General features: G+C 38.8%; 14 protein-coding genes and 1 tRNA gene. 10 read left to right on the top strand and 5 right to left on the bottom strand.

Features of this window, described 5'->3' with window-relative positions; all coding sequences use genetic code 11:
- Nucleotide 1 precedes the first annotated feature (1 nt).
- The 4 genes from K0B81_03415 (at nucleotide 2) to K0B81_03400 (ending at nucleotide 7,352) form a co-directional block, all read left to right on the top strand.
- Entirely contained in the window at nucleotides 2-781 is a 780-nt protein-coding gene (locus tag K0B81_03415; protein ID MBW6515651.1) for a L,D-transpeptidase, read from the top strand.
- A 382-nt stretch (nucleotides 782-1,163) separates the two neighbouring features.
- A complete protein-coding gene (gene otsB, locus K0B81_03410; GenBank protein ID MBW6515650.1) occupies nucleotides 1,164-2,750 on the top strand; it encodes a trehalose-phosphatase in 1,587 nt (528 codons plus the stop codon).
- Nucleotides 2,751-2,753: 3 nt separating this feature from the next.
- Complete coding sequence (locus K0B81_03405) at nucleotides 2,754-5,147, top strand: glycoside hydrolase family 65 protein (protein ID MBW6515649.1); 2,394 nt, start codon at nucleotides 2,754-2,756, stop codon at nucleotides 5,145-5,147.
- Nucleotides 5,148-5,159: 12 nt separating this feature from the next.
- Nucleotides 5,160-7,352, top strand: coding sequence for a bifunctional alpha,alpha-trehalose-phosphate synthase (UDP-forming)/trehalose-phosphatase (locus K0B81_03400; GenBank protein MBW6515648.1), 2,193 nt, complete (start codon nucleotides 5,160-5,162; stop codon nucleotides 7,350-7,352).
- Nucleotides 7,353-7,360: 8 nt separating this feature from the next.
- On the opposite strand, the gene K0B81_03395 is transcribed toward K0B81_03400, so the two are convergent.
- Nucleotides 7,361-8,311: a mechanosensitive ion channel family protein gene (locus K0B81_03395; GenBank protein ID MBW6515647.1), complete on the bottom strand. Its 951-nt coding sequence runs from the start codon at nucleotides 8,309-8,311 to the stop codon at nucleotides 7,361-7,363.
- Between the two features lie 205 nt (nucleotides 8,312-8,516).
- Here K0B81_03395 and K0B81_03390 point away from each other — a divergent pair, with 205 nt between their 5' ends.
- Complete coding sequence (locus K0B81_03390) at nucleotides 8,517-10,874, top strand: MFS transporter (GenBank protein ID MBW6515646.1); 2,358 nt, start codon at nucleotides 8,517-8,519, stop codon at nucleotides 10,872-10,874.
- A gap of 700 nt (nucleotides 10,875-11,574) precedes the next feature.
- On the opposite strand, the gene K0B81_03385 is transcribed toward K0B81_03390, so the two are convergent.
- Nucleotides 11,575-11,668: transfer RNA gene (locus tag K0B81_03385), tRNA-Ser, on the bottom strand.
- Nucleotides 11,669-11,932: 264 nt separating this feature from the next.
- On the opposite strand from K0B81_03385, the gene tilS reads away from it, so the two are divergent.
- The 5 genes from tilS to hslU all read left to right on the top strand — a co-directional run bounded on the left by tilS (nucleotide 11,933) and on the right by hslU (nucleotide 17,909).
- Nucleotides 11,933-13,375 (top strand): tRNA lysidine(34) synthetase TilS, encoded by a 1,443-nt coding sequence (gene tilS, locus K0B81_03380; protein MBW6515645.1) that lies wholly within the window; start codon nucleotides 11,933-11,935, stop codon nucleotides 13,373-13,375.
- A 15-nt stretch (nucleotides 13,376-13,390) separates the two neighbouring features.
- Nucleotides 13,391-13,927: a hypoxanthine phosphoribosyltransferase gene (hpt, locus tag K0B81_03375; protein ID MBW6515644.1), complete on the top strand. Its 537-nt coding sequence runs from the start codon at nucleotides 13,391-13,393 to the stop codon at nucleotides 13,925-13,927.
- Between the two features lie 71 nt (nucleotides 13,928-13,998).
- On the top strand, nucleotides 13,999-16,014 hold the full coding sequence (gene ftsH / locus K0B81_03370) for an ATP-dependent zinc metalloprotease FtsH (protein ID MBW6515643.1): 2,016 nt from the start codon (nucleotides 13,999-14,001) through the stop codon (nucleotides 16,012-16,014).
- A complete protein-coding gene (gene hslV / locus K0B81_03365) occupies nucleotides 16,001-16,546 on the top strand; it encodes an ATP-dependent protease subunit HslV (protein ID MBW6515642.1) in 546 nt (181 codons plus the stop codon). The genes ftsH and hslV overlap by 14 nt, the downstream gene beginning before the upstream one ends.
- Nucleotides 16,539-17,909 (top strand): ATP-dependent protease ATPase subunit HslU, encoded by a 1,371-nt coding sequence (gene hslU, locus K0B81_03360; protein MBW6515641.1) that lies wholly within the window; start codon nucleotides 16,539-16,541, stop codon nucleotides 17,907-17,909. Before hslV ends, hslU begins: the two co-directional genes overlap by 8 nt.
- A gap of 202 nt (nucleotides 17,910-18,111) precedes the next feature.
- Here hslU and K0B81_03355 read toward each other — a convergent pair whose 3' ends face one another.
- Genes K0B81_03355 through nadB form a run of 3 tightly spaced genes read right to left on the bottom strand, consistent with a single transcriptional unit; the run spans nucleotide 18,112 to nucleotide 21,941 of the window.
- The gene (locus K0B81_03355) at nucleotides 18,112-19,719 is read right to left on the bottom strand and encodes a S41 family peptidase (protein ID MBW6515640.1); all 1,608 of its coding nucleotides are present in this window, start codon (nucleotides 19,717-19,719) and stop codon (nucleotides 18,112-18,114) included.
- Between the two features lie 12 nt (nucleotides 19,720-19,731).
- Entirely contained in the window at nucleotides 19,732-20,343 is a 612-nt protein-coding gene (tmk, locus tag K0B81_03350; GenBank protein ID MBW6515639.1) for a dTMP kinase, read from the bottom strand.
- On the bottom strand, nucleotides 20,343-21,941 hold the full coding sequence (gene nadB / locus K0B81_03345) for an L-aspartate oxidase (protein ID MBW6515638.1): 1,599 nt from the start codon (nucleotides 21,939-21,941) through the stop codon (nucleotides 20,343-20,345). The genes tmk and nadB overlap by 1 nt, the downstream gene beginning before the upstream one ends.

Below are 21,941 nucleotides of genomic sequence, written 5' to 3'. Positions count from 1 at the left end.
TATGAAAGCAAGAAGATCACAGAAAAGAAAGGTCATTATCTTCACTCTCTTTCTCTTGTTATTTCTAACAATTACTTTACTGACAGCTATTATCACTTTCAATAATAATAATCGTCTTCTGTCTCTCCCCAGAGCTTTTGCCCGCAGAGTATATAACTACTTTTTAGTCAGATACCCTCGTTCAACCAAGCTCTATGCGAGTAGTCTCTCCCAAGAGATAATCAACAACTTTGTTGCTACAAATCCTGAAGAAAGGCTCATAGTGATCGATAAGACCATCAGAAATTTATACCTTTACGAAAACGGAGAAATGAAAGAAGGGTTTCCGGTACATGTCGCTCTCGGCTTCGACCCGGTAAATAGAAAAGAGAGAAGAGGTGACGGGAGAACACCGGAAGGTGAATACTTTATCTATGATAAACACGCTTCAGCTAACTACAAATACTTCTTGGAGATTAGTTATCCCAATCATCTCGATGTGGAAAGGGGTTTAAGTGATGGCTTGATAACTCCGGCTGAAGAGAGAAGAATATTACAGGGATTGGAGACATTTGACGGTGGTATCAGAGGTACGAATTTAGGTGATGCCATCGGTATTCATACCCGTGGTGCTCATGATAACAGACCGGCTACTCGCAGAAACTGGACTCATGGTTGCATAGCTCTGGAAAGGGACGATATGTACAGAGTATTTCAGGATGCCCGGATAGGTCACAAAGTACTAATAATCGGTAGAACCTATAAACAAGAATATCGATCTGCAAGAAATCAAAGCAGATAAGCCCTTTTTTAAATTCATTCTTTATTACTTATTCTGTATAGAATTCTAACTTTTTTCTTTCATAACAGCAAGACTTCATTCAGTTTGTCTTACAATAACTTGTTGATAAAAAATAGTGCTTTCATCCTCTATGATTTTTTTTTGTTAAGCAAGATTTTATTCAAACAGACATTATATATAAAAATAAATAAGTTCTTGACACATCAGAAACCTGTCGGTAAAGTTATATCACTTATGTTGTTAAAGAGAAAAAATTCTAAACGAGTTAAAAATTTGATTCTATGTTGTGGCAAGAACACTAACTTCTAAGTAGTCCACAAACAACCTAAAAAAAAGAAAACGGAGGTTATAATGGGCACGGGCAGGTGTCTAAAAAAGTATCATGAAAGAGAATATCAGAGAATTGTTAACAAAACGAATCAAAGGTTTGATCTTTGACTTAGACGGAGTGCTAACCCAGACGCAGGAAGTTCATAAATCTGCCTGGAAATTGTTGTTTGATGAATATCTACTTACCGTAGATGATAAGAAATTTGATACCACTTCAATGACCGACATGGATTATAAAATCTATATTGATGGGAAACCACGCTATGAAGGTATTAGGAGTTTCTTAAAATCGAGAAATATAGAACTCCCGTATGGGGATAAGAAGGATCCATCCGATAAATTAACTATCTGCGGACTAGGTAACAGAAAGAATCAAATATTTAATGAGATGATAGAGAAGAACGGAGTCGAAACATATCGTAATGCTGTCAAAAAGCTAAAACAATGGCGAGATTTAGGATTAAAAACAGCAATAGTATCATCCAGCAAAAATTGTGAAAAGATCATCAAACGGGTTGGAATAGACAAACTATTCGATGTTAGAATAGATGGAGTAGTAGCCGAACAGCGTCATTTAAAGGGTAAACCAAATCCGGATATATTTATAGAAGCAGCTAAGTATCTAAATATTTCTCCGGAAAACGGGGTTGTCTTTGAAGATGCTATTTCGGGCGTAGAAGCGGGTCAAAGAGGTCATTTCGGATTAGTGGTAGGAGTAAATAGATTCAACAATGGTGATGCTCTCTTAGCTAACGGAGCTGACATAATTATCAATAACTTCGCTGATTTAGACCTTTTCGATAATCCCATGATAGCTGAGTACTTTGATATTCCCAAGCCGTTGATATTCACCCAAAAGACCGATATATTTAAGAGTATTTCTGCCAGCAAACCTGTTTTTTTTCTCGATTATGACGGTACGCTAACACCCATTGTTAGCAGACCGGAAGATGCCAAGATATCTCCAGAAATGAAACAGACCTTGAAAGAACTGGCAGACAACTTTACTGTAGCCATTATTACAGGAAGAGATACCAAAGACATACAGAATTTAGTGCAACTCGATAATCTTATCTATGCTGGTAGTCACGGTTACGATATAATTGGTCCTGATGGTATGAAGAAAGAACATGAGAAAGCCGGTGAGATAGTTCAGTTACTCGATAAGATAGAACAAGAACTAGTTGATAGATTCAAAGATAAAACAGAAGGTGTCCAGGTAGAAAGAAAGCGCTACGCCATTGCGAATCATTATCGTAATGCCCGAGAATCAGATATCCCTTATATTTACGAAGTAGTAGATAAGATCATTAAGAACAACAAGGGCTTGAAAAAGGGAGAAGGCAAGAAGGTGGTAGAGATAAAACCAGATCTGGACTGGCATAAGGGCAAAGCTGTCTTCTGGATTTTAGAAGAACTCGGATTAGATGACTCTAGCAAGTATTTACCTATCTTTATCGGTGACGATATAACGGATGAAGATGCTTTTAAAGCACTCAAAGACAAAGGAATAGGTATTATGGTCGGAAGCCATGGACAAGAAACTGCTGCCAATTATTCGCTAAAAAATGTCTTTCAGGTCAAAGAGTTTTTTGAAAAGATAGTTGAGATACATAAAAACAAGAAAGGGAATGAATAAATTATGAAGAAAGGTTGGACAATAGAGTACGAAGAATGGAATAAGAAAGATCATCCTCTGCAAGAGGCATTATGTACATTAGGTAACGGGTATTTCGCAACACGAGCTGCTCTGGAGTTTTATCGGGATAACGATTTCAACTACCCGGGTACTTATCTTGCCGGAGGTTATAATCGATTGAAATCTGTCATCCAGAAGAAAGAGATCGAAAATGAAGATCTTGTAAACTGGCCAAATTGGCTCTTCTTAACCTTCAAGATCGGCGATGGTAAGTGGCTTGATCTTGTTGACGTTGAGATTCTTGAATATACTACAACTCTCGATCTGGAGGCAGGATATCTATTACGAAAAATACGTTTTCGTGACAGCAAAAAAAGAGAGACAACCCTAATCAGTAAACGAATAGTCAGTATGAATGATTATCATGTAGCTGCTATAGAATGGCAGATCATCCCGGAAAACTGGTCTGGTAAGATAACTATTCGTTCAGGTATCGATGGTGATATCATTAATAATAATGTTGCACGTTATCGGGAACTCAATCAGGGTCATATCGAGGTGTTAGAAAAGGATGCCTTCTTCGACAACAGTATCTACCTTATCAGCAGAACGAAACAATCAAAAATACTCATGACACAAGCAGCAAAAACCAATATCTATATCAAGGAAAAAAAGCAGTCCACAAAGCATAAAGTAATCAACAAAAAAGGATTCATTGCTGGTGATTTTCAGATCAAATGCTCAAGACAGCAACCGATAAGGATAGAGAAACTCGTATCTCTTTATACTTCGAGAGATTTCGCCATCAGTGACCCGTTAACAGAAGCAAAAACAAAAATTCAGCGTCTGACTACCTTTTCAAGTATCGCTGCTAAGCATTGTATTTCCTGGTCACAGATCTGGAAGTATAATGATATCAAGATAAATGCTGATTTTGAAGATCAATTTGTTCTACGCCTTCATATCTTCCACCTCTATCAGACGGTTTCCAAGAACAGTATAGGTTATGATATTGGCATTCCCGCCCGTGGCTGGCATGGTGAAGCATATCGTGGTCATATCTTCTGGGATGAGATCTATATCTTACCCTTTATCAATCTGCATCAACCAGAATTAGCTAAATCACTCCTCATGTATCGTTATCGCCGATTAACGGAAGCTTATGAGATGGCAAAAGAGATCGGGTGTCGAGGTGCTCTCTTCCCTTGGCAGAGCGGCAGTAACGGTCGTGAAGAGACTCAAAAGATGCATCTCAATCCCAAATCAGGTAGATGGTTACCCGATGTTTCTCATCTGCAGTATCATATCAATGCTGCAGTTCCCTTGAATGTTTGGCATTATTACCAATGTAGCGACGACATGGATTTCCTCGTTGCTCACGGTGCTGAAATTATCATTGCTACTGCCCTCTTTTGGTCAAGTTTAGCTCATTATAATCCCCAAAGAGACCGTTATGAAATTCATAATGTGATGGGTCCGGATGAGTATCATACCCATTATCCGGGTACTAAAGAGCCGGGTCTGAATAACAATGCTTATACCAATATCATGGCTGTTTGGGTTTTACAACACGCTTTAGAGCTGCTCAATATCCTTGATGATACCTGTGCTAATGACTTGGCGGAGAAGATAGGATTTACTCACAGTGATCTACAGAGATGGCAAGATATAACGCAGAAGATGTATGTTCCCTTTTATGATGGTGATATAATCATGCAATTCGAGGGTTTCGAAAAACTCAAAGAACTCGATTGGGATCATTATCATAAGAAATATGGCGAACATCTCCGGCTCGACCGTATTCTGGAAAGCGAAGGTGATTCACCTAACCATTACAAAGCTTCTAAACAGGCAGATGTTCTGATGCTCTTTTACATTTTCTCCTCTTCCGAATTAGAAAAGATACTCAAGAAATTGAACTATGATTTTGATCCACAATCGATACCAAAAAATATCGAATATTATGAGAAACGAACAGCACACGGTTCTACGCTGAGTCAGGTCATTCATTCTTGGGTCTATGCCCGTTCTCATCGGGAACAGTCTTGGAAGAGTTTCAAGAGTGCCTTGATGAGTGATTTTAAGGATGTTCAGGGTGGCACAACCCATGAGGGTATTCATCTGGGAGCTATGGCAGGTACGATGGATCTGATCCAACGTTGTTATTCGGGTCTCGATATCAGAGATAACATTCTCTGGTTAGAACCGACATTACCGGATGATATCAAATCGATGAAATTTCATGTCCATTACCGTGGACACTGGATCAATCTCACTATCAATCATAAAAAACTTAGACTCGAATTTGATAAGGGCTGGTCTAACCCTGTAAAGATCGGATTCAGAGATAAAGTATTTCTCTTAAAGAAGGACGATACAAAGGAGTTTAAACTATAGGAGGTAATTCTCATGAGGTTACTCATAGTATCTAACCGTTTACCTGTAGCAGTAAGTAAAAAGAATAACCGTTATGAATTAACAAAAAGTGCCGGTGGTTTGGTCTCTGGTTTGACTGATTATCTCAACTCGTTAGAGAGAACAAAGTCAACAATAGATGATTTTCTCTGGATGGGTTGGCCCGGCATGTCGATAGATAGATCAGATGAAGAGCTGATCAGTAAAAAAGTCAAAGAGATCTTTAAGGCAGCACCGGTCTTTTTCTCTCAATCTTTGATGGATAAGGTCTATCTCGGTTTCTGCAATAAAACTATTTGGCCGCTGTTCCACTATTTTCTCAACTATACCAAGTTCGATATGGAATTCTGGGATTCTTATAAAAAGATGAATGAGATCTTCTGTGAAGAACTTTTAAAAGCTATTCAGCCCGATGATATAATTTGGGTTCATGATTATCATCTGATGTTGCTGCCGGCTCTTTTAAGAAAGAAAATCGATAATCCCATCGGCTTTTTCCTGCATATCCCCTTCCCCGCCTTCGAAGTTTATCGTACTCTTCCCAAAGAGCCACGAAGTGAGATCCTGAAAGGGCTTCTCGGTTCTGACCTTATCGGTTTTCATACACACGACTATACGCAGTACTTCTTGCGGTGTGTACTCCGTATCCTCGGTTATGAAAGCTATATGGGAGAAATTTCATTCCATGATCGAATTGTAAAAGTCGGTACTTTTCCTATGGGTATTGATTATGAGAAGTTTCACGATATGGATGTCACTCCATTTCGTTCCTCGAAACCAAGAAAGAATGAAATGAAGATCGTGCTTTCGGTAGATCGTTTAGATTACTCCAAAGGGATCGTTAACCGTTTGGAAGGTTTTGAACTCTTTCTGAAAAAAAATCCTCAATGGCATAAAAAGGTCTATATGAATATGATCGTTGTACCTTCTCGTACCGGAGTTCAATCATACCAAAAGATCAAGAGTAACCTGGACGAATTAGTTGGAAAGATCAACGGTGATTATGGTAGTATTGACTGGACGCCTATTATCTATCAATATACTTCGCTACCTCATAAAGAGCTCATTGCACAATACAGGATGAGCAATGTTTCATTACTAACACCACTAAGGGATGGGATGAATCTGGTCGCTAAAGAATATGTGGCTTCATTGACTGATAAGAAGGGGGTTTTGGTACTGAGTGAGTTCACGGGAGCAGCTAAAGAGTTGAGTGAAAGTATTATCATCAATCCCAACAATATAGAAGAAATTGCCGACGCAATTGCAGAAGCACTTGAGATCCCTATAAAGAAACAAGTTCGTTATAATTCCATCATGCAGGAACGTTTAAAACGATACAATGTAACCCGATGGGCTACTGACTTCATTGACAGATTACAGGAAATACATCAATTATCCGTCACCTCATTCAACAAAAAGAGATTCATTCCTAAGATAAAGAATAAGATATTGGCAGACTACCAGCAAGCCCAAAAAAGATTCATTGCTCTCAATTATGACGGAATATTGATCCCTATGACAAAAGACTATCGGGACGCAATACCAACTCCGGAAATAAAAATACTTCTGAGAGCTCTGGCAGCTAAAGGGAAAACTGATGTAATAATCAACAGCGGACGTAGCAAAGAATACATGGATAAGTATCTGGCGAAGATACCGTTACACCTTACAGCAGAGCATGGAACATGGATCAAAGAGGCAAACGAAGCAGAATGGATGCTACATAAACCTTTTTCAACCGAGTGGAAAGAAGAGATCATTCCGGTTTTGGAGACCTATACTGACAGATTACCTGGTTCCATGATAGAAGAAAAGGAATTATCGGTCAGTTGGCACTATCATAAAGCTGATATCGAACAGGCATCTTATATATCGAAAGAGCTCGTTGATAATCTATTGTCTATAACTCTCAATCTCAATATCCAAGTTTCTCATGGGAATAAGGTCGTAGAGGTATTTCATTCGGGGATCGATAAGAGTGAATTGATGATGTTCTGGTTGGAAAAGAAGAAGTATGACTTTATTATGGTTATCGGTGATGATTGGTCTGATGAAGAGTTGTTCAAAGTGCTGCCTGATAATACCTACTCCATAAAAGTAGGCAAGATCTATACCGATGCCAGATATATGCTTAAAACCCAAGCTGATGCTATAAAACTTTTAGAGTGCTTGACTAAAACATAAGATCCCCCTTAACTTTTTGTCACAGAGTCAGTTTGCGACTTCTTTTCTTCAATAACTATTCTCGTTCTGGGGAGACACTGAGGATGTTCTCTCTGGATATATTCAATAAGTTTTTCACGCACATAGACACGCAGATCCCAGGCTTTAGGAGAACTATCAGCACTCATCAATGCTCTCAGTTCAATTACATCCTCTTTCGCATTGGTTACCTGCAAGACATTTACTTTACCGTCCCAATTAGGATTCCCTTCTAAAAGTTTCGTTAATTCGTTCCTTATGGAATCAAAGGGGATAGTATAATCAGTATAGATAAAGACAGTACCAAGAATTTCCGCAGTGGTTCTTGTCCAATTCTGAAAGGTTTTTTCCATAAAGTAGGTTGATGGTACAATTAATCGCCGTTTGTCCCATATCCTGACTACAACATAGGTCAGATTTATCTCTTCTATCCAGCCCCATTCATTTTCCACAATTACTACATCATCTAATCTGATCGGCTGCGTGATCGCTATTTGTAAGCCGGCTAAAATAGTTCCTAACGCCTTTTGAGCTGCCAAACCTATGATCAAACCTGCAATACCGGCAGAAGCAAAGAGACTGACCCCGATATTTCTTACACCGTCAAAAAGCATTAGGATAGTCCCGACCGCAATAAGAATAACAATAAAGAAGATGATTTTTTCTAATATATTGTATTGGGTATAGAGTTTACGAGCCCTAAGATTGTCTGCTTCTCCTATATCGTACTTACTGAGAAGATTTATTTTGGCTATATTAACAAAAACATTTATCGCCCAGGCAATACCTGCTATGAAAAGAACAGAACTTAATTTCGCCAATATATTTAGCATACTCTCCGGAAAAAGATATTGCATCTCTATCAGATATCTGATCATAAAAGCTACTAAAACCAGTAGGATAGGTGTAATAAATTTCTTGATATATCTCCTTGATTTCATACAGTTTCCTCCGGGATATTGCTATAACTTGTTAGTTTACACATATATAGATATTATAAGTTCTTTTCTCCTAAACGTCAAGCTTTTAATCTTTATGATGTTATTCTCTAACTGATTATTGGCAATATCTCGGAATCTAAATTTTTTCTCTTGATTCATTTAAGCACTAATTCTAAAAGGTTACTATAGGATAAAAGGAGTTACTATGTTGTTTAAAAAGATCTTTTATGCTCTGTTTACCTTTATTCTCAAGGTGCTATCATTTCTAACCCCTTCACTACCCTCTTTAAAATGGGCTTCCAAACTGATTTTTATCTTCATTGCTCTGGTGATAATAGTTGTTGCAACACCATATTTTAAGCCCATCGGCTTACTCTTTACAGCAGCATTCATAATAACGATCTTTCTGATCTCTCTACTATCGGGATTGCTCTTTAATCTGATCATCTCTTTGCTCATCAAGATCCCGGAGTTTTTCCGGACTACTCTGGTAGCTCTGCTGATTTTCACTCTCTTTCTCTTCTCTGTCAATACAGGGGTGATGTTACTTACTTTTCTCTATTTGGCTACCTCTGTTTCTTTGGTTGGCATATCTCTCTACATCATCATCAAACAAAAAAAAGCTGGAAAGAAGACTATCCATCGGATAGCTAATTACCTGCTTCTTGTGATCGGATTAGCAGCAATAATCGCTTGGGCTTATTGGCTCATTCATCCCGGCAGAGAAGTCGAAATGCCGCTTATTGCTTCTTTAGAGACCGATTACCGACCAGCTCTTATTGAACTACCCAATCCTGCGGAATATGGTCACTACCCTGTAGTTTATACGACTTATGGGAGTGGAAAAGACCTGCACCGCCCTGAATTTGGAGAAAATACAGAATTGATAACTCAACCTGTTGACGGCTCAAAAATGCTTTCGAGCTGGAAGGGATTCAGCGGTAATCTCCGCACAAAATATTTTGGGTTTGATGCCAAAGAATTACCTCTCAATGGTAGGGTTTGGTATCCTGATGGAGTTGGACCTTTTCCCTTGATCTTGATAGTTCACGGTAATCATTTGGCTCAGGAATACTCAGATCCCGGTTATGCTTATCTAGGCGAATTGTGGGCAAGTCGCGGTATGATCACAGTTTCTGTCGATCAGAACTTCATAAACGGCTCTATTACAGATATCTTTGGTGGTCTTAGCGATGAAAACGATGCTCGAGGCTGGTTGCTTCTGGAACATATCAGACAGTGGAAGGAATGGGAAGAGAAACCGGATAATCCTTTCTATCGTCGGGTTGATTTAGACTACATTGCCTTGATAGGTCATTCCCGCGGAGGCGAAGCTATTGCTCACGCTGCTCTCTTTAACACTCTCCCCTATTACCCCGATGATGCATCTCTGGCATTCGATTATAATTTTTCTATCGTTTCCTTAATTGCTATAGCCCCCTGTGATGCCCAATATCAACCATCTGTCGTCAGAACTCCGCTCAGAGACATCAATTATCTTGCTCTGCACGGCTCTCATGATGCAGATGTGACTTCATTTTCCGGACAAAGACAGTTTGAACGGATCACTTTTTCACCCGATTTCGAAGGATTTGCAGCTACTCTTTACATTTATGGGGCTAATCATGGTCAGTTCAACACAGTCTGGGGTAGAAAAGACAGCTCATCTCCGCATATCAATCACTATAACCTAGGACAACTGATCAGTGGAGAAGATCAGCGGAGGATCGGTAAGGTCTTTATGACTGCCTTTCTGGAAAGAACTTTGATGTTTGCTCCCGAATATGAAGAACTCTTCCTCGATTACCGCTCTGCTCCGCAAGCTTGGTTACCCGAAACTATTTATCTGCAACAATACAAGAGAGCAGGTATGTACCCAATCGCTAACTTCGACGAGGATCTCGATCTGACTACAACTACTATCGCCGATGGAACCATCAGAGGGGATAATCTTACTGATTGGTATGAAAGACGGATCCGTCTCAAGGGTTATAGCATGGACTCTAAAGCCGTTTATCTCGGTTGGAACGCTGAAGAAGATACCCTCATCGCCTCCTACAACATCGAACTCCCCTCTTATTATAACTCACAACAGTTTCTCTATTTAACTCTTGCCGATACTGGTAATCAACCCACCGCCAAGGAGAAGAATGATATCGAAAACAATGAAGAAGATAACCAGAATGATAACGACCATGATTCTAATAACATAGATCAGACCCCAAAGGAAGAAGATGATGAGGATTCAGAAGCTGAAGAGCCCAAATTGATCGATTTCACTATCAGATTGACCGATCATCGTAATAATATAATCTCTTTCCCGCTCAGTGATTTTTCTCCGCTACAACCGATGATAGAAGCTAAACTCGGAAAGCTCGACCTGATCCACCCTACTCCTTACGGCGAGAGCATTAAGCAGCTGTTTGTTTTTAATTTAGCAGAACAGCATGCTCTGAACCCTGACTTTGATCTCAGGCGTGTCTCAATAATCGAATTGGTCTTTGATATAACACCCAAAGGACATATCCTGGTTAATGAAGTCGGATTTATGACTAAAAGATAACATATCTTGTTCCAGTTATATTCTTCCGGAATCTGAAACTTGTCAGCTTATTTTACCTATTAATAACAATTTAACTCTTCTCTACCCTTAGGGAACCCTATAGTCGGTTGGGTGCCGACTATAGGACTCCCTAGAAGGTAGATTACTGATACCTTGAACAGAATAGTTGCCTGACTTAATGTCATCCTGAGTGAAGACCTTTCCTTTGTCATCTCGACTGGAGAAAGAATCACGGTAGTGAGTCGTTTGGAATGGAGAGATCTCATCACAGACTTACAATAAACATAAATGCATGCTTGCTATACCAACATTAGTGATGAGATGTCTCGACCTCGCTCGACATGACAAAAACAAGGATTATATTCACTGACTCTGTTTTAGATTTTCGTCCCCTTCGATACAATCCTTCACCAAATCTTATAGCTACAAGAACCGAAGAAAACACTTCTTTGTGGCTGCTTCCGAGCTCGACGAAGTCAGTTGTGCTTACAAATTTGGTGAAGGGTCACTCAGGGTGACAATTGTTTAAAAAGTTAGTGTTGATTTATGTTTTATTCGTGTTCATTCGTGGATAAAATACTCAGGAGATGTAGGGATTGACTGCGCAATGGCAGCAAAGCTGCATTGCTCGTCGCTACTACATCAATACCTGTGGTAATGACTTCGTGGTCAAACGGTTCTCATCCCTCTTATGAAGAAATGGCGGAGATGTAGGGATTCGAACCCTAGATACGCTTTTTAAACGTATACACGATTTCCAATCGTGCTCCTTCAGCCAGCTCGGACACATCTCCGTTTCTGAACAGGAAAAAAAGAGCTCGTTTTTTGTAAATCTTTTTTTGAAAAGCAACCCGTTAAACAATCAATAAAAACAATAAACGGAACAAAAAGCATCAGCACCTATACATTATTGTTCGCTAACTTTCAGATATTTATGAGTTTATGCTGGTTAAATCTAAAGATTTATAGTTATCATAAGTACTACATATAAAAAAACCTTTACAGTTTAAGAGAGATTTCAGGAGCTTAAAATACAAGAAATTAGACGGAGTTAGTAGATGGATTTGGGAAGTCAGTTCCTTAACAGAATGAAAGAGTTTATTAAGGAAAACAAGCTGATCAAGAGAGGAGATAAGATCTTAATCGCCTTTTCAGGTGGAGCAGATTCTACTGCTCTGATACATTCTCTAATGACTTTGAAGGTTAACTATCATCTTAATCTATTAGCAGCCCATGTGAACTATAATTTACGAGGAGCTGAATCTATTTCCGATATGAATTTCGTGAAGGAGTTTTGTTTCCAACATAATATCTCATTGGTGATCAAGGATGTCAAACTGACACAGGGAGCAAATCTGGAAAATGAAGCTCGCAAGATCCGCTTCGATTTTTTCAACTCACTCACTAAAATCTATAAAGTTGATAAGATAGCTATAGGACACAATAAAAATGATGTTATTGAGACAATGCTATTGCATCTTTTCCGAGGATCAGGAATAACTGGTATGAGAGGAATTGTCCCCTCTAATGATAATATTATCCGTCCTTTGCTCTGTTTCAAGAGAGAAGAGATTATCGGATATCTCGAATCGCAAAAGATCACTAACTGGTGTCAGGATAGTTCAAATATCGAAACTGTTTACACTCGTAACAAGCTGCGTAATAATATGGTTCCGTGGCTGGAAGAGAACATCAATCACAAGTTAACCGATATTCTTTACGACAATTCGTTAATTTTTAGAGAGACTGATGATTATCTGAGGGATGTAGCTGGAAAGATCTTGAAGAAAGCTATTCTCAATCATAATTACTTTGAGTTACGTCTTGATCTGACAAAGATCGAGCACAAAAATACGATTATCCTATTCTACCTCTTTAGAGAAGCAATCGGTATAATAAGCGGCAGCGAAACCAATTTTTATCATAGTCATTTTAAGGAGATCTGCTCGATTCTTTCAGCAAAAGGATCGAAAATGATTCACCTCACTGGTAATTTGACCGTCAGAAAGGAATATGATCAACTCACCTTCGTAAATGAAGAAAAACCGGATAAATTAATGAGAGTGGAAGAAACATTATCATTGACAATTGATATTTCGAAGAAGTACCATGTCTTTGGTAATAAGAGAATTCTGAGTAAGAGAATCAACCGCAGTGATATAAAACGAACTTACTACGAAGATGATAATATAGCTTTATTAGATATTGATAAGCTAACTTTACCTATTAGTGTAGGTTTCCGAAAGAATGGAGACAAGTTTATCCCAATGGGTATGAAAGGAACCAAGAAGCTAAAAGACTTTTTCATTGACGAAAAGATCAGTAAATTTGAAAGAGATAAGGTATTAATCTTTCGAGACAGTGAAAAAATTGTCTGGATAGCCGGATTAAGAATAGACGACCGTGTTAAGATTAATGACTCAACTCAGAGTCTATTACTGCTAAAGATGGAAAATATCCGTATCAGAAGCAGGAAGAACGTACCAAAAAAGAAAAAATAACATAAGGATGTGAAAATGAGTAACGATATTTCAGCAATATTACTGGATGAAGAGACGATTCAAAAAAGGATCAGCGAACTGGCTGCCTGTATCTCAAAAGATTATGAAGATAAGAGCCCTGTCATAATCAGTGTTCTTAAGGGAAGTTTTATCTTTTTAGCAGATCTCGTTCGTAGTTTTACTATTCCTGTAGAAATAGATTTTTTGGCTATTTCAAGTTATGGTTCGAGTACCGTTTCTTCCGGAGTTGTAAGCATTAAAAAAGACCTCGATATAGATGTCTCCGAACGAGATGTGATCATTGTGGAAGATATTGTCGATTCAGGACTCTCATTGAAATATATTGTTGATTATATCGAAAAGCATCATGCTTCCTCTGTCAAAACCTGTGTATTGCTTGATAAACCTTCTGCTCATCAAGATGAAATAAAAATCGATTATAAAGGTTTTGATATAGGAAACGATTTTGTGGTCGGTTATGGTTTGGACTTTGCCGAAAAATACCGCAATCTGCCCTACGTGGCAATCCTCAAGGAGGAAGTATATAAATGAACGATCAACAGAAAGATAGATATCCTGATAAAAGAGGCGAAGGAAAGAAAAACGACAAACAACCTTCCAAGATGAAAACTCCTCAGTCAATAACACTCTGGATTATTTTAGCTTTGTTAGTAATATTGGTTTACCAAGTTCTGGTCTCAAGCGGCAGAAGAGTAGAAGAGATATCTTTTTCCGAATTTATGACAAAAGCAGAGCAAGGGCAGTTGAGGGAAGTCACTTTCGACGATCAGAACATTACTGCAGTAGATGTAGAAAACCAGAGTTATACAACGCATCTCCCCTATCGTGACCCGGAATTGGTTAAAACCCTTAATGAGATGAATATAACGATCAAATCACAGAAACCATCCAGATTTCTCTCTGTCTTGTTGGGTTGGTTACCGTTTCTGATTTTTATTGGTCTCTGGATATTTATTATGCGTTCTATGCAAGCAGGTGGTGGCAAGGTCTTCAGTTTTGGAAAAAGTCGGGCTCGGCTCTTTGTAGGTGGCAGAACTAACGTTACTTTCAAAGATGTTGCCGGTGTGCAAGAAGCAAAGGAAGAGTTGGAAGAGATCGTAGATTTTCTCAAAGCACCGAGCAAGTTTCAGAGACTGGGTGGTAGAATCCCCCGTGGTGTTCTGTTATTAGGAAGACCCGGAACAGGTAAGACCCTGTTAGCAAAAGCAGTAGCAGGAGAGGCGGGAGTTCCCTTCTATAGTATCAGTGGTTCTGATTTTGTGGAGATGTTTGTCGGTGTTGGAGCTTCCCGTGTTAGAGATCTCTTTGATCAGGCAAAACGTTCAGCTCCTTGTATCGCCTTTATTGACGAGATTGATGCTGTAGGAAGGCATCGTGGTACCGGTTTGGGTGGTGGACATGATGAAAGAGAACAGACACTGAATCAGCTTCTGGTTGAAATGGATGGTTTCGAAAAGAATGATTCTGTGATCATTATTGCTGCAACAAACCGCCCTGATGTCTTAGATCCGGCTCTCTTGCGACCCGGAAGATTTGACCGGCAGGTCATTGTTGATATGCCCGATATAAACGGTAGAATTGAGATACTAAAGGTTCATTGCAAGGTATTACCCCTCTCACCAAACGTTAACCTATCTGTTATTGCTCGCTCTACACCTGGTTTCAGTGGTGCAGATCTGGCAAATCTGGTCAATGAAGCTGCTCTGCTTGCAGCCCGAAAAGAGAAAAAACATATTGAAATGGACGACTTTGAAGAGGCAAAAGATAAAGTCACTATGGGTAAAGAGCGCAAGAGCAAAGCTATCAGTGAAGAAGAGAAGAAGATCACTGCCTATCATGAGATTGGACACGTTCTCTGCTCCATCTTCCTCGATAAAACAGAACCGGTTCATAAAGTTACTATTATTCCGCGTGGTTTTACCGGTGGAGCTACTCACTTCCTACAGACAGAAAAATCTAATTATTCGAAAAGTTATCTGCAGCAGAAACTGATAGAACTCTTAGGTGGCAGATCAGCAGAAGAATTGATATTCAATGAACTTTCAACTGGTGCTGGCATGGACATTGAAAGAGCTACCGATCTGGCTAAAAAGATGGTTTGTCAATGGGGTATGAGTGAAAAAGTCGGACCAATGACTGTAGGAAAAGATGAAGAAAATCCCTTCTTAGGAAGAAATATTCAGCAACGTGACTTTTATAGTGAAGAGACAGCCAGATTGGTTGATGCTGAGATACGGCAACTGATTCATGATGCTCATAATAGATCTCTCAGTATACTTAAAGATAAGAAAGAACTACTCAAGGTTATGGCTGAAGAGTTATTAGAAAAGGAAATCCTCAATGTCGATGACATCTATGACCTTATTCTTGCCCAAGTTCCGGACTCAGATAAAGAATTTGTAAACGAACAATACGAAAAAGCTAAAGAGATCAAAATAGATTCCTCTTCTCATCTTAAAACACCGCCGGAGAAGGAAAAGAAAGCTGCTCCCAAAAAAAGTAGGACTAAGAAAGAGAATAATACTGCAACTGAGAATAAGACAACCAAAAAAGTAGCTAACAAAAATCCTGAAGAAAAGAAGAGAGCTAAGAAAGAGGATCAAGATGGAGAGAATTGAAGGAACAACCATAATCGGTGTCAGAAAGGGTAATCAGATCGCTCTCGGTGGTGATGGACAAGTAACTCTCGGTAATACGGTTATTAAAAGTAAGGCCAATAAGATCCGAAGATTATACAATGACACTGTTCTCGCCGGTTTTGCCGGTTCTACTGCCGATTCATTTACTCTCTTCGAGAAATTTGAGAATAAACTGAAGGAATACAAAGGTAATCTTAAAAAAGCAGCCGTAGAATTGGCTAAAGATTGGCGTTCTGATAAGATCTTAAGACGTTTAGAGGCAATGATAATCGTAGCTGATCGTGATAATTTACTAATTCTTACCGGCATAGGAGATGTACTGGAACCTGATGATGATGTCATTGCCATTGGTTCAGGTGGAAGTTATGCCCTTTCTGCTGCACGAGCTTTAGCTAAACATACCGATATGACAGCAGAAGATATAGTGCGTCAAGCTCTGGAGATAGCTGGTGATATTTGTATATACACTAACCTGAATATCAGCGTAGAGGTACTGAAGATAAATGAATAATCTCGATAAACTGACACCAACAAAGATAGTAAAAGAACTCGATAAGTATATCATCTCACAGGACAAAGCTAAGAGAAGTGTGGCAATTGCTCTTAGAAACCGATGGCGACGACTTAAGGTCAAAGGTGAATTACAACAGGAGATCGTTCCCAATAATATTATTCTTATCGGACCTACCGGTGTAGGGAAAACAGAGATAGCCAGAAGAATTGCTAATTTAACTAATGCTCCTTTTGTCAAAGTAGAAGCATCCAAATTCACAGAAGTTGGTTATGTCGGACGTGATGTGGAATCAATGGTTAGGGAGTTAATGGATGTTGCAGTAAATGACGTCCGTTATGAGATGACTGTTAAGGTTCAGAAACAAGCTCTGCTAAATGCTAAAGAAAAGGTACTGGATCTTTTGGTACCTTTACCGAAAAGTGATTATACTAACATCGAAGACACAGATACTTATAAAGAGCAACAGGAAAGACAACAAAGAACTCGCGAAAAGATGAGGGTAATGTTAGAGAGTAAAAAATTAGATGATCGAGAATTGGAAATTACACTTGAACAGCCAAGAGCTCCCCATATAGAAGTGCTTTCTAATATTGGGATGGACAATGTCGACTTAAATCTAGGTGAAATTTTTGGCTCTTTTTTCCCGGCAAAAGGTGAGTCACAAAAAAAGAAGATGAAAGTTCCGGAAGCTATTAAATATCTCGCTTCCATTGAACAACATAGATTGGTTAAAATGGATATAGTTATTTCTGAAGCTAAACTACGTGTCGAAAATAACGGCATTATCTTTATCGATGAAATAGACAAAATAGCTACTTCTGATAAAAAGCCGGGCATTGATGTTTCTCGATCCGGAGTGCAGAGAGACCTGCTCCCTATTGTGGAAGGATCAAATGTACCTACAAAATATGGGATGATTAATACCAGACATATACTATTCATTGCTGCTGGTGCTTTTAATACGGCTAAACCTTCTGATCTGATCCCTGAACTACAAGGGCGTTTTCCCTTAAGAGAGGAATTGAAAAGCTTATCAAAAGATGACTTTATCAAGATACTGCAATTCCCGAAAAACTCACTAATTAAACAATATACTGCCCTCTTCAATGCTGAAAAAGCAGTGCTGGAATTCAATCAGGAAGCTATAGAAGAAATTGCCGAATTCGCTACTAAAGCAAATGAAAAAATGGAAGATATCGGTGCACGCAGATTACATACTATCATGACCACTCTTCTCGAAGAGTATCTCTTTGATCTACCAGAAAAGAAGATCTCGAAAATAATTATCGATGGTAAGGCAGTTAGAGAAAAACTGAACAAGATCATCGAAGACGAAGACCTCGCAAAATACATTCTCTAATATCTAAAGATAGACAAAATCTTTAAGCTACATAATGATATACTATTTATTTTACCTTTTTTCTTATAGTTACACGCATTAATATAAAGTGATCTCTTAGATTCATACGATTAATTTAGCTATTTAAGAGGTAAATATAAACCAAAAAGGGGAGTGAACTTAATCACCCCCCCTCTTGTCTTAGGAGATTTACTATGTTGCTTTACTTGTTGGCTACTTTGAGAGATTCTGCATAGGCAAACATCTCGTCAAGTGTTTCGAATCTATCAAACAGGGAGAGAGCTTCCTGTAACTGATCATCTAATCCCAACCCAACTATGTATCCTGCATTTTCTCCGAACTTACGTCCGATAATGTTACTTTGCAGCGATATCTTGAGCCATGATTCCGACTGTTCAATATCCTCATTTATATATGTAACTCCATTGTCATCTAAATATTTCAAAAAATCTTGAAAAATTTCATCAGTGATCTCAAACCGCTCTGTGACTTGATCTTCATGTTCTAACATGAAATCAATTGAGTAGGGGAAAAAGAGATTTTTTCTTCTGACTTCAGTTTGGAATGGATTCATTCGTTCAGCAGTAATCTCAATATCAGGAGTAATACCACCACCACCATAAACTACACGACCATTTTCAGTATAATATATATCTCTCTGGATCTCTTCTTCAATTGCTTGTAAATCACTTTCGGAGAGCTCTTCCCCTCTTAAGATTCTATCGTTAACATCTTTATGTATTCCTCTGCCGGAATGAATAAAGTATTTTGAAGTAGTGATCTTGATCCCATATCCGTCCTGCAGTGGGAAAAGTTGTTGAACAGAACCTTTACCGAAACTGGTTTTTCCGACTACCAAACCTTTATCCCAGTCCTGCATAGAACCGGCAAAAATTTCTGATGCACTGGCAGAAGCTTCATTAATCAAAACAATAATCGGATATCCTGTTCTGATACGATCGTATCTCGTATAGAACTCTTGATTAGCTTGAGGTAATCTTCCTCTCGTAAAGACAACCTTTTTATCTTTTCCGACAAACTCATTTACAGTATCAATTGCTTCGTTAAGCAATCCACCCGGATTGAAACGGAGATCGATCAAAAGACCTCTAATACCCTGACTTTCCAGATCATCCAAAGCGTCTCTCAATTCTTTTGATGTATTGGCATTGAATTGTCTTATTCTGATATAGCCAATTCCGTTATCGAGCTTGAAGGTATAAGGTACCGATTTGATCTCAATCAAGTCTCTGATAATATTGAATTCCAGATCGTTCTCTACGCCGGGACGGCTGATAGTGATCTTAACTCTAGTTCCGACATCGCCTCGCATGAGCTTAATGGCATCGTTAGTATTCATTCCAACGATACTTTCATCATCTACTTTGATGATCTTATCACCGGCTAAGATACCCATTTCATATGCAGGAGTTCCTTCAATAGGTGAAATCACAGTTATAAAATCTCCCTGTTTATCAATGGATATACCTAAGCCACCAAATTTTCCTTGTGTTCCTGTACGAAAATCATCAAAATCATCGGGTAGAAAAAAATGAGTATGAACATCAAACTCATCCAACATCCCTTCAATAGCGGCATCTATTACTTTATCAACATCAATGTCGTAGATATAATTCTGTCTTAAACGATTAAAGACTTCGGTAAATAGTCGTAGTTTTCTGTATGTATCAACAGAATCGGTCTGTTGGGTAGTTTGTGCGAAAGCATAATTTATCACTGATAGACCGACAAACAACCATAAAACCAAGAAAACTGATAAGATTGTTTTGTTTGTTTTAGTAATTTTCATTACATACCATCCTTATATTCTTCTTAAAACTAACTCTCTTATTTGTGCCTGAATATCTTCTATGTTTTTATTCCCATTTATAATAATGTAACGCTTGGACTCCTCTTTTGCAACATCAAGAAACAAATTCCTTACTTTTTCATGAAAATGTATTGACTCAGATTCTATCCGATCTGGAGTTTTTTGCTTTATTCTCTCAATCCCTATCTCGACAGGTATATCAATCAGAATTGTGCAATCAGGAACTAAACCAAAAGTGGCAAATTTGGTTATAGAACGGATAACCTTTAGATCAAGATCACGGCCTCCACCCTGATAGGCTAAAGAGGAATCATAATAGCGATCACATATAACGATCTTCCCCTCTTTTAAGGCAGGTTTGATCCATTCTCCTGTATGTTGAGAACGACTAGCCATATAGAGTAACAACTCAGTTTGTGGCAACATTTCTGAATGATTCCTATCCAATAATATAGCCCTTATTTTCTCTGATATCGGAGGACCACCCGGTTCTCTTGTTAAAAGAACATCATAGTTAATCGAATGAAGATATTCTGCCAATAAGATCGAGTGGGTGCTCTTTCCGCAACCTTCAATTCCTTCAAAAGTTATAAAATAGCTCATTAGTATATAACTGTATCCCTTTTATATTTATCATCCATCTCGGGGTAATCAATCACATAATGAACACCACGGCTCTCTTTACGTGATAATGCTGATCTGATGATGATATTAGCAACTATAGCCAGATTTCTGGTTTCGATAACCTCTTTCTTTACAGGGTTGTTATTGTAAAATTTATTAACTTCTTCATATATACCGTTTATACGGGAATTAGCATATTTGAGAAGTCTTCTGGAACGTACTATGCCTGCATAACCCTGCATGATCTTTTTGATAATAGCATAATTATGAGATATGATGACCCATTCCGCTTCATTGAAAGCACCGGTATTCTGCCATAAAGGGATCTCCGGAAAATCCACTTCCTCTTTGTTTGAAGAATGCTGTGCTGCTCTATAGGCAACTACCAGTGCTTCTAAAATTGAATTAGATGCTAAACGGTTAGCACCGTGAAAACCGGTACAGGCAACTTCACCGGCAGCAAAGAGATTCGTTATATCTGTGACCCCATCGACAGTAGCCAATATCCCGCCACAGAGATAGTGTGCCGAAGGGACTATAGGTATAGGTTGAGTTGTGAAATCTATTCCTCTTTCCCGGCACATCTGATCTATAAATGGGAAATGTTCTTTGAGGATGTTTTTATCAATGCTGGTTGCATCCAGATATAGATGAGAGTACCCCTTTGTCTTCATTTCATGGTCTATTGCTCTGGAAACAATATCTCTAGGTGCCAGAGAACCTTGTGGATGGTACTTCTCCATGAAACTTGAGCCATCTGGCAAAGTAAGAACTGCCCCTTCTCCCCTCAATGCTTCTGTTACCAAGAAGGAGTTTCCCCCCGGTGAATAGAATGCTGTAGGATGAAACTGGATGAACTCCATATTAACGACTCTAGCTCCGGCAAGATATGCCATAGCAATCCCATCACCTGTTGATACAGAAGAATTGGTGCTATGTTCATAAACTTGCCCTACTCCACCGGTAGCTAACATAGTTTTCTTGGCTCGGAATATTTCCACTACTCCATTTTCTGTGTTCAAGACATAAGCACCCCAACAGGTTATGTAAGGTATAAAACCATTTTGTTCAGAGATATGATGTTGAGTTATCAGATCAATTGCAATATGATTCTCATATATAGCAATGTTAGGATTGTTCTTAACTTGTTCCAACAAGACCTTCATTATCTCCTGACCGGTAGAATCTGCAGAATAGACCACACGATTACGTGTATGTCCACCCTCCTTAGTAAGAGAAAGGGTTTCTATATTCTGCGAAGTATCATTTCGGACTTTGGAGAATTTTGCTCCTATACTGATCAAATACTTTATCCGTTCAGGTCCTTGACGAACTATCGTCTCAATTACCGGATACTTTCCTAATTCACATCCCGCTTTAAAGCTATCATCTACGTGGTTTTCAAAACTGTCCGTTTCGCTGAGTACCGCTGCAACACCACCCTGTGCGTGATTTGTATTACAGTCATTCGCTTCTGTTTTGGAAATAACAATAACCTTACCGATCTTCGCCACTTCCAAAGCATAAACTAAACCAGCTACTCCACTACCGATAACTAAGAAATCTGTTTTGATCAT

Source organism: Candidatus Cloacimonadota bacterium (assembly GCA_019429305.1).
Classification (GTDB): Bacteria; Cloacimonadota; Cloacimonadia; order Cloacimonadales; family JAJBBL01; genus JAHYIR01.
The sequence above is the reverse complement of the archived record's forward strand: the minus strand, read 5'-3'. Positions and strand labels throughout refer to the sequence as shown.

What these genes read in the sequence shown, in the direction of transcription:
- K0B81_03415 (MBW6515651.1), top strand. Translation starts at nt 2, where the DNA reads ATGAAAGCAAGAAGATCACAGAAAAGAAAGGTCATTATCTTCACTCTC.
- otsB (MBW6515650.1), top strand. Translation starts at nt 1,164, where the DNA reads ATGAAAGAGAATATCAGAGAATTGTTAACAAAACGAATCAAAGGTTTG.
- K0B81_03405 (MBW6515649.1), top strand. Translation starts at nt 2,754, where the DNA reads ATGAAGAAAGGTTGGACAATAGAGTACGAAGAATGGAATAAGAAAGAT.
- K0B81_03400 (MBW6515648.1), top strand. Translation starts at nt 5,160, where the DNA reads ATGAGGTTACTCATAGTATCTAACCGTTTACCTGTAGCAGTAAGTAAA.
- K0B81_03395 (MBW6515647.1), bottom strand. Translation starts at nt 8,311, where the DNA reads ATGAAATCAAGGAGATATATCAAGAAATTTATTACACCTATCCTACTG.
- K0B81_03390 (MBW6515646.1), top strand. Translation starts at nt 8,517, where the DNA reads ATGTTGTTTAAAAAGATCTTTTATGCTCTGTTTACCTTTATTCTCAAG.
- tilS (MBW6515645.1), top strand. Translation starts at nt 11,933, where the DNA reads ATGGATTTGGGAAGTCAGTTCCTTAACAGAATGAAAGAGTTTATTAAG.
- hpt (MBW6515644.1), top strand. Translation starts at nt 13,391, where the DNA reads ATGAGTAACGATATTTCAGCAATATTACTGGATGAAGAGACGATTCAA.
- ftsH (MBW6515643.1), top strand. Translation starts at nt 13,999, where the DNA reads ATGAAAACTCCTCAGTCAATAACACTCTGGATTATTTTAGCTTTGTTA.
- hslV (MBW6515642.1), top strand. Translation starts at nt 16,001, where the DNA reads ATGGAGAGAATTGAAGGAACAACCATAATCGGTGTCAGAAAGGGTAAT.
- hslU (MBW6515641.1), top strand. Translation starts at nt 16,539, where the DNA reads ATGAATAATCTCGATAAACTGACACCAACAAAGATAGTAAAAGAACTC.
- K0B81_03355 (MBW6515640.1), bottom strand. Translation starts at nt 19,719, where the DNA reads ATGAAAATTACTAAAACAAACAAAACAATCTTATCAGTTTTCTTGGTT.
- tmk (MBW6515639.1), bottom strand. Translation starts at nt 20,343, where the DNA reads ATGAGCTATTTTATAACTTTTGAAGGAATTGAAGGTTGCGGAAAGAGC.
- nadB (MBW6515638.1), bottom strand. Translation starts at nt 21,941, where the DNA reads ATGATCAAAACAGATTTCTTAGTTATCGGTAGTGGAGTAGCTGGTTTA.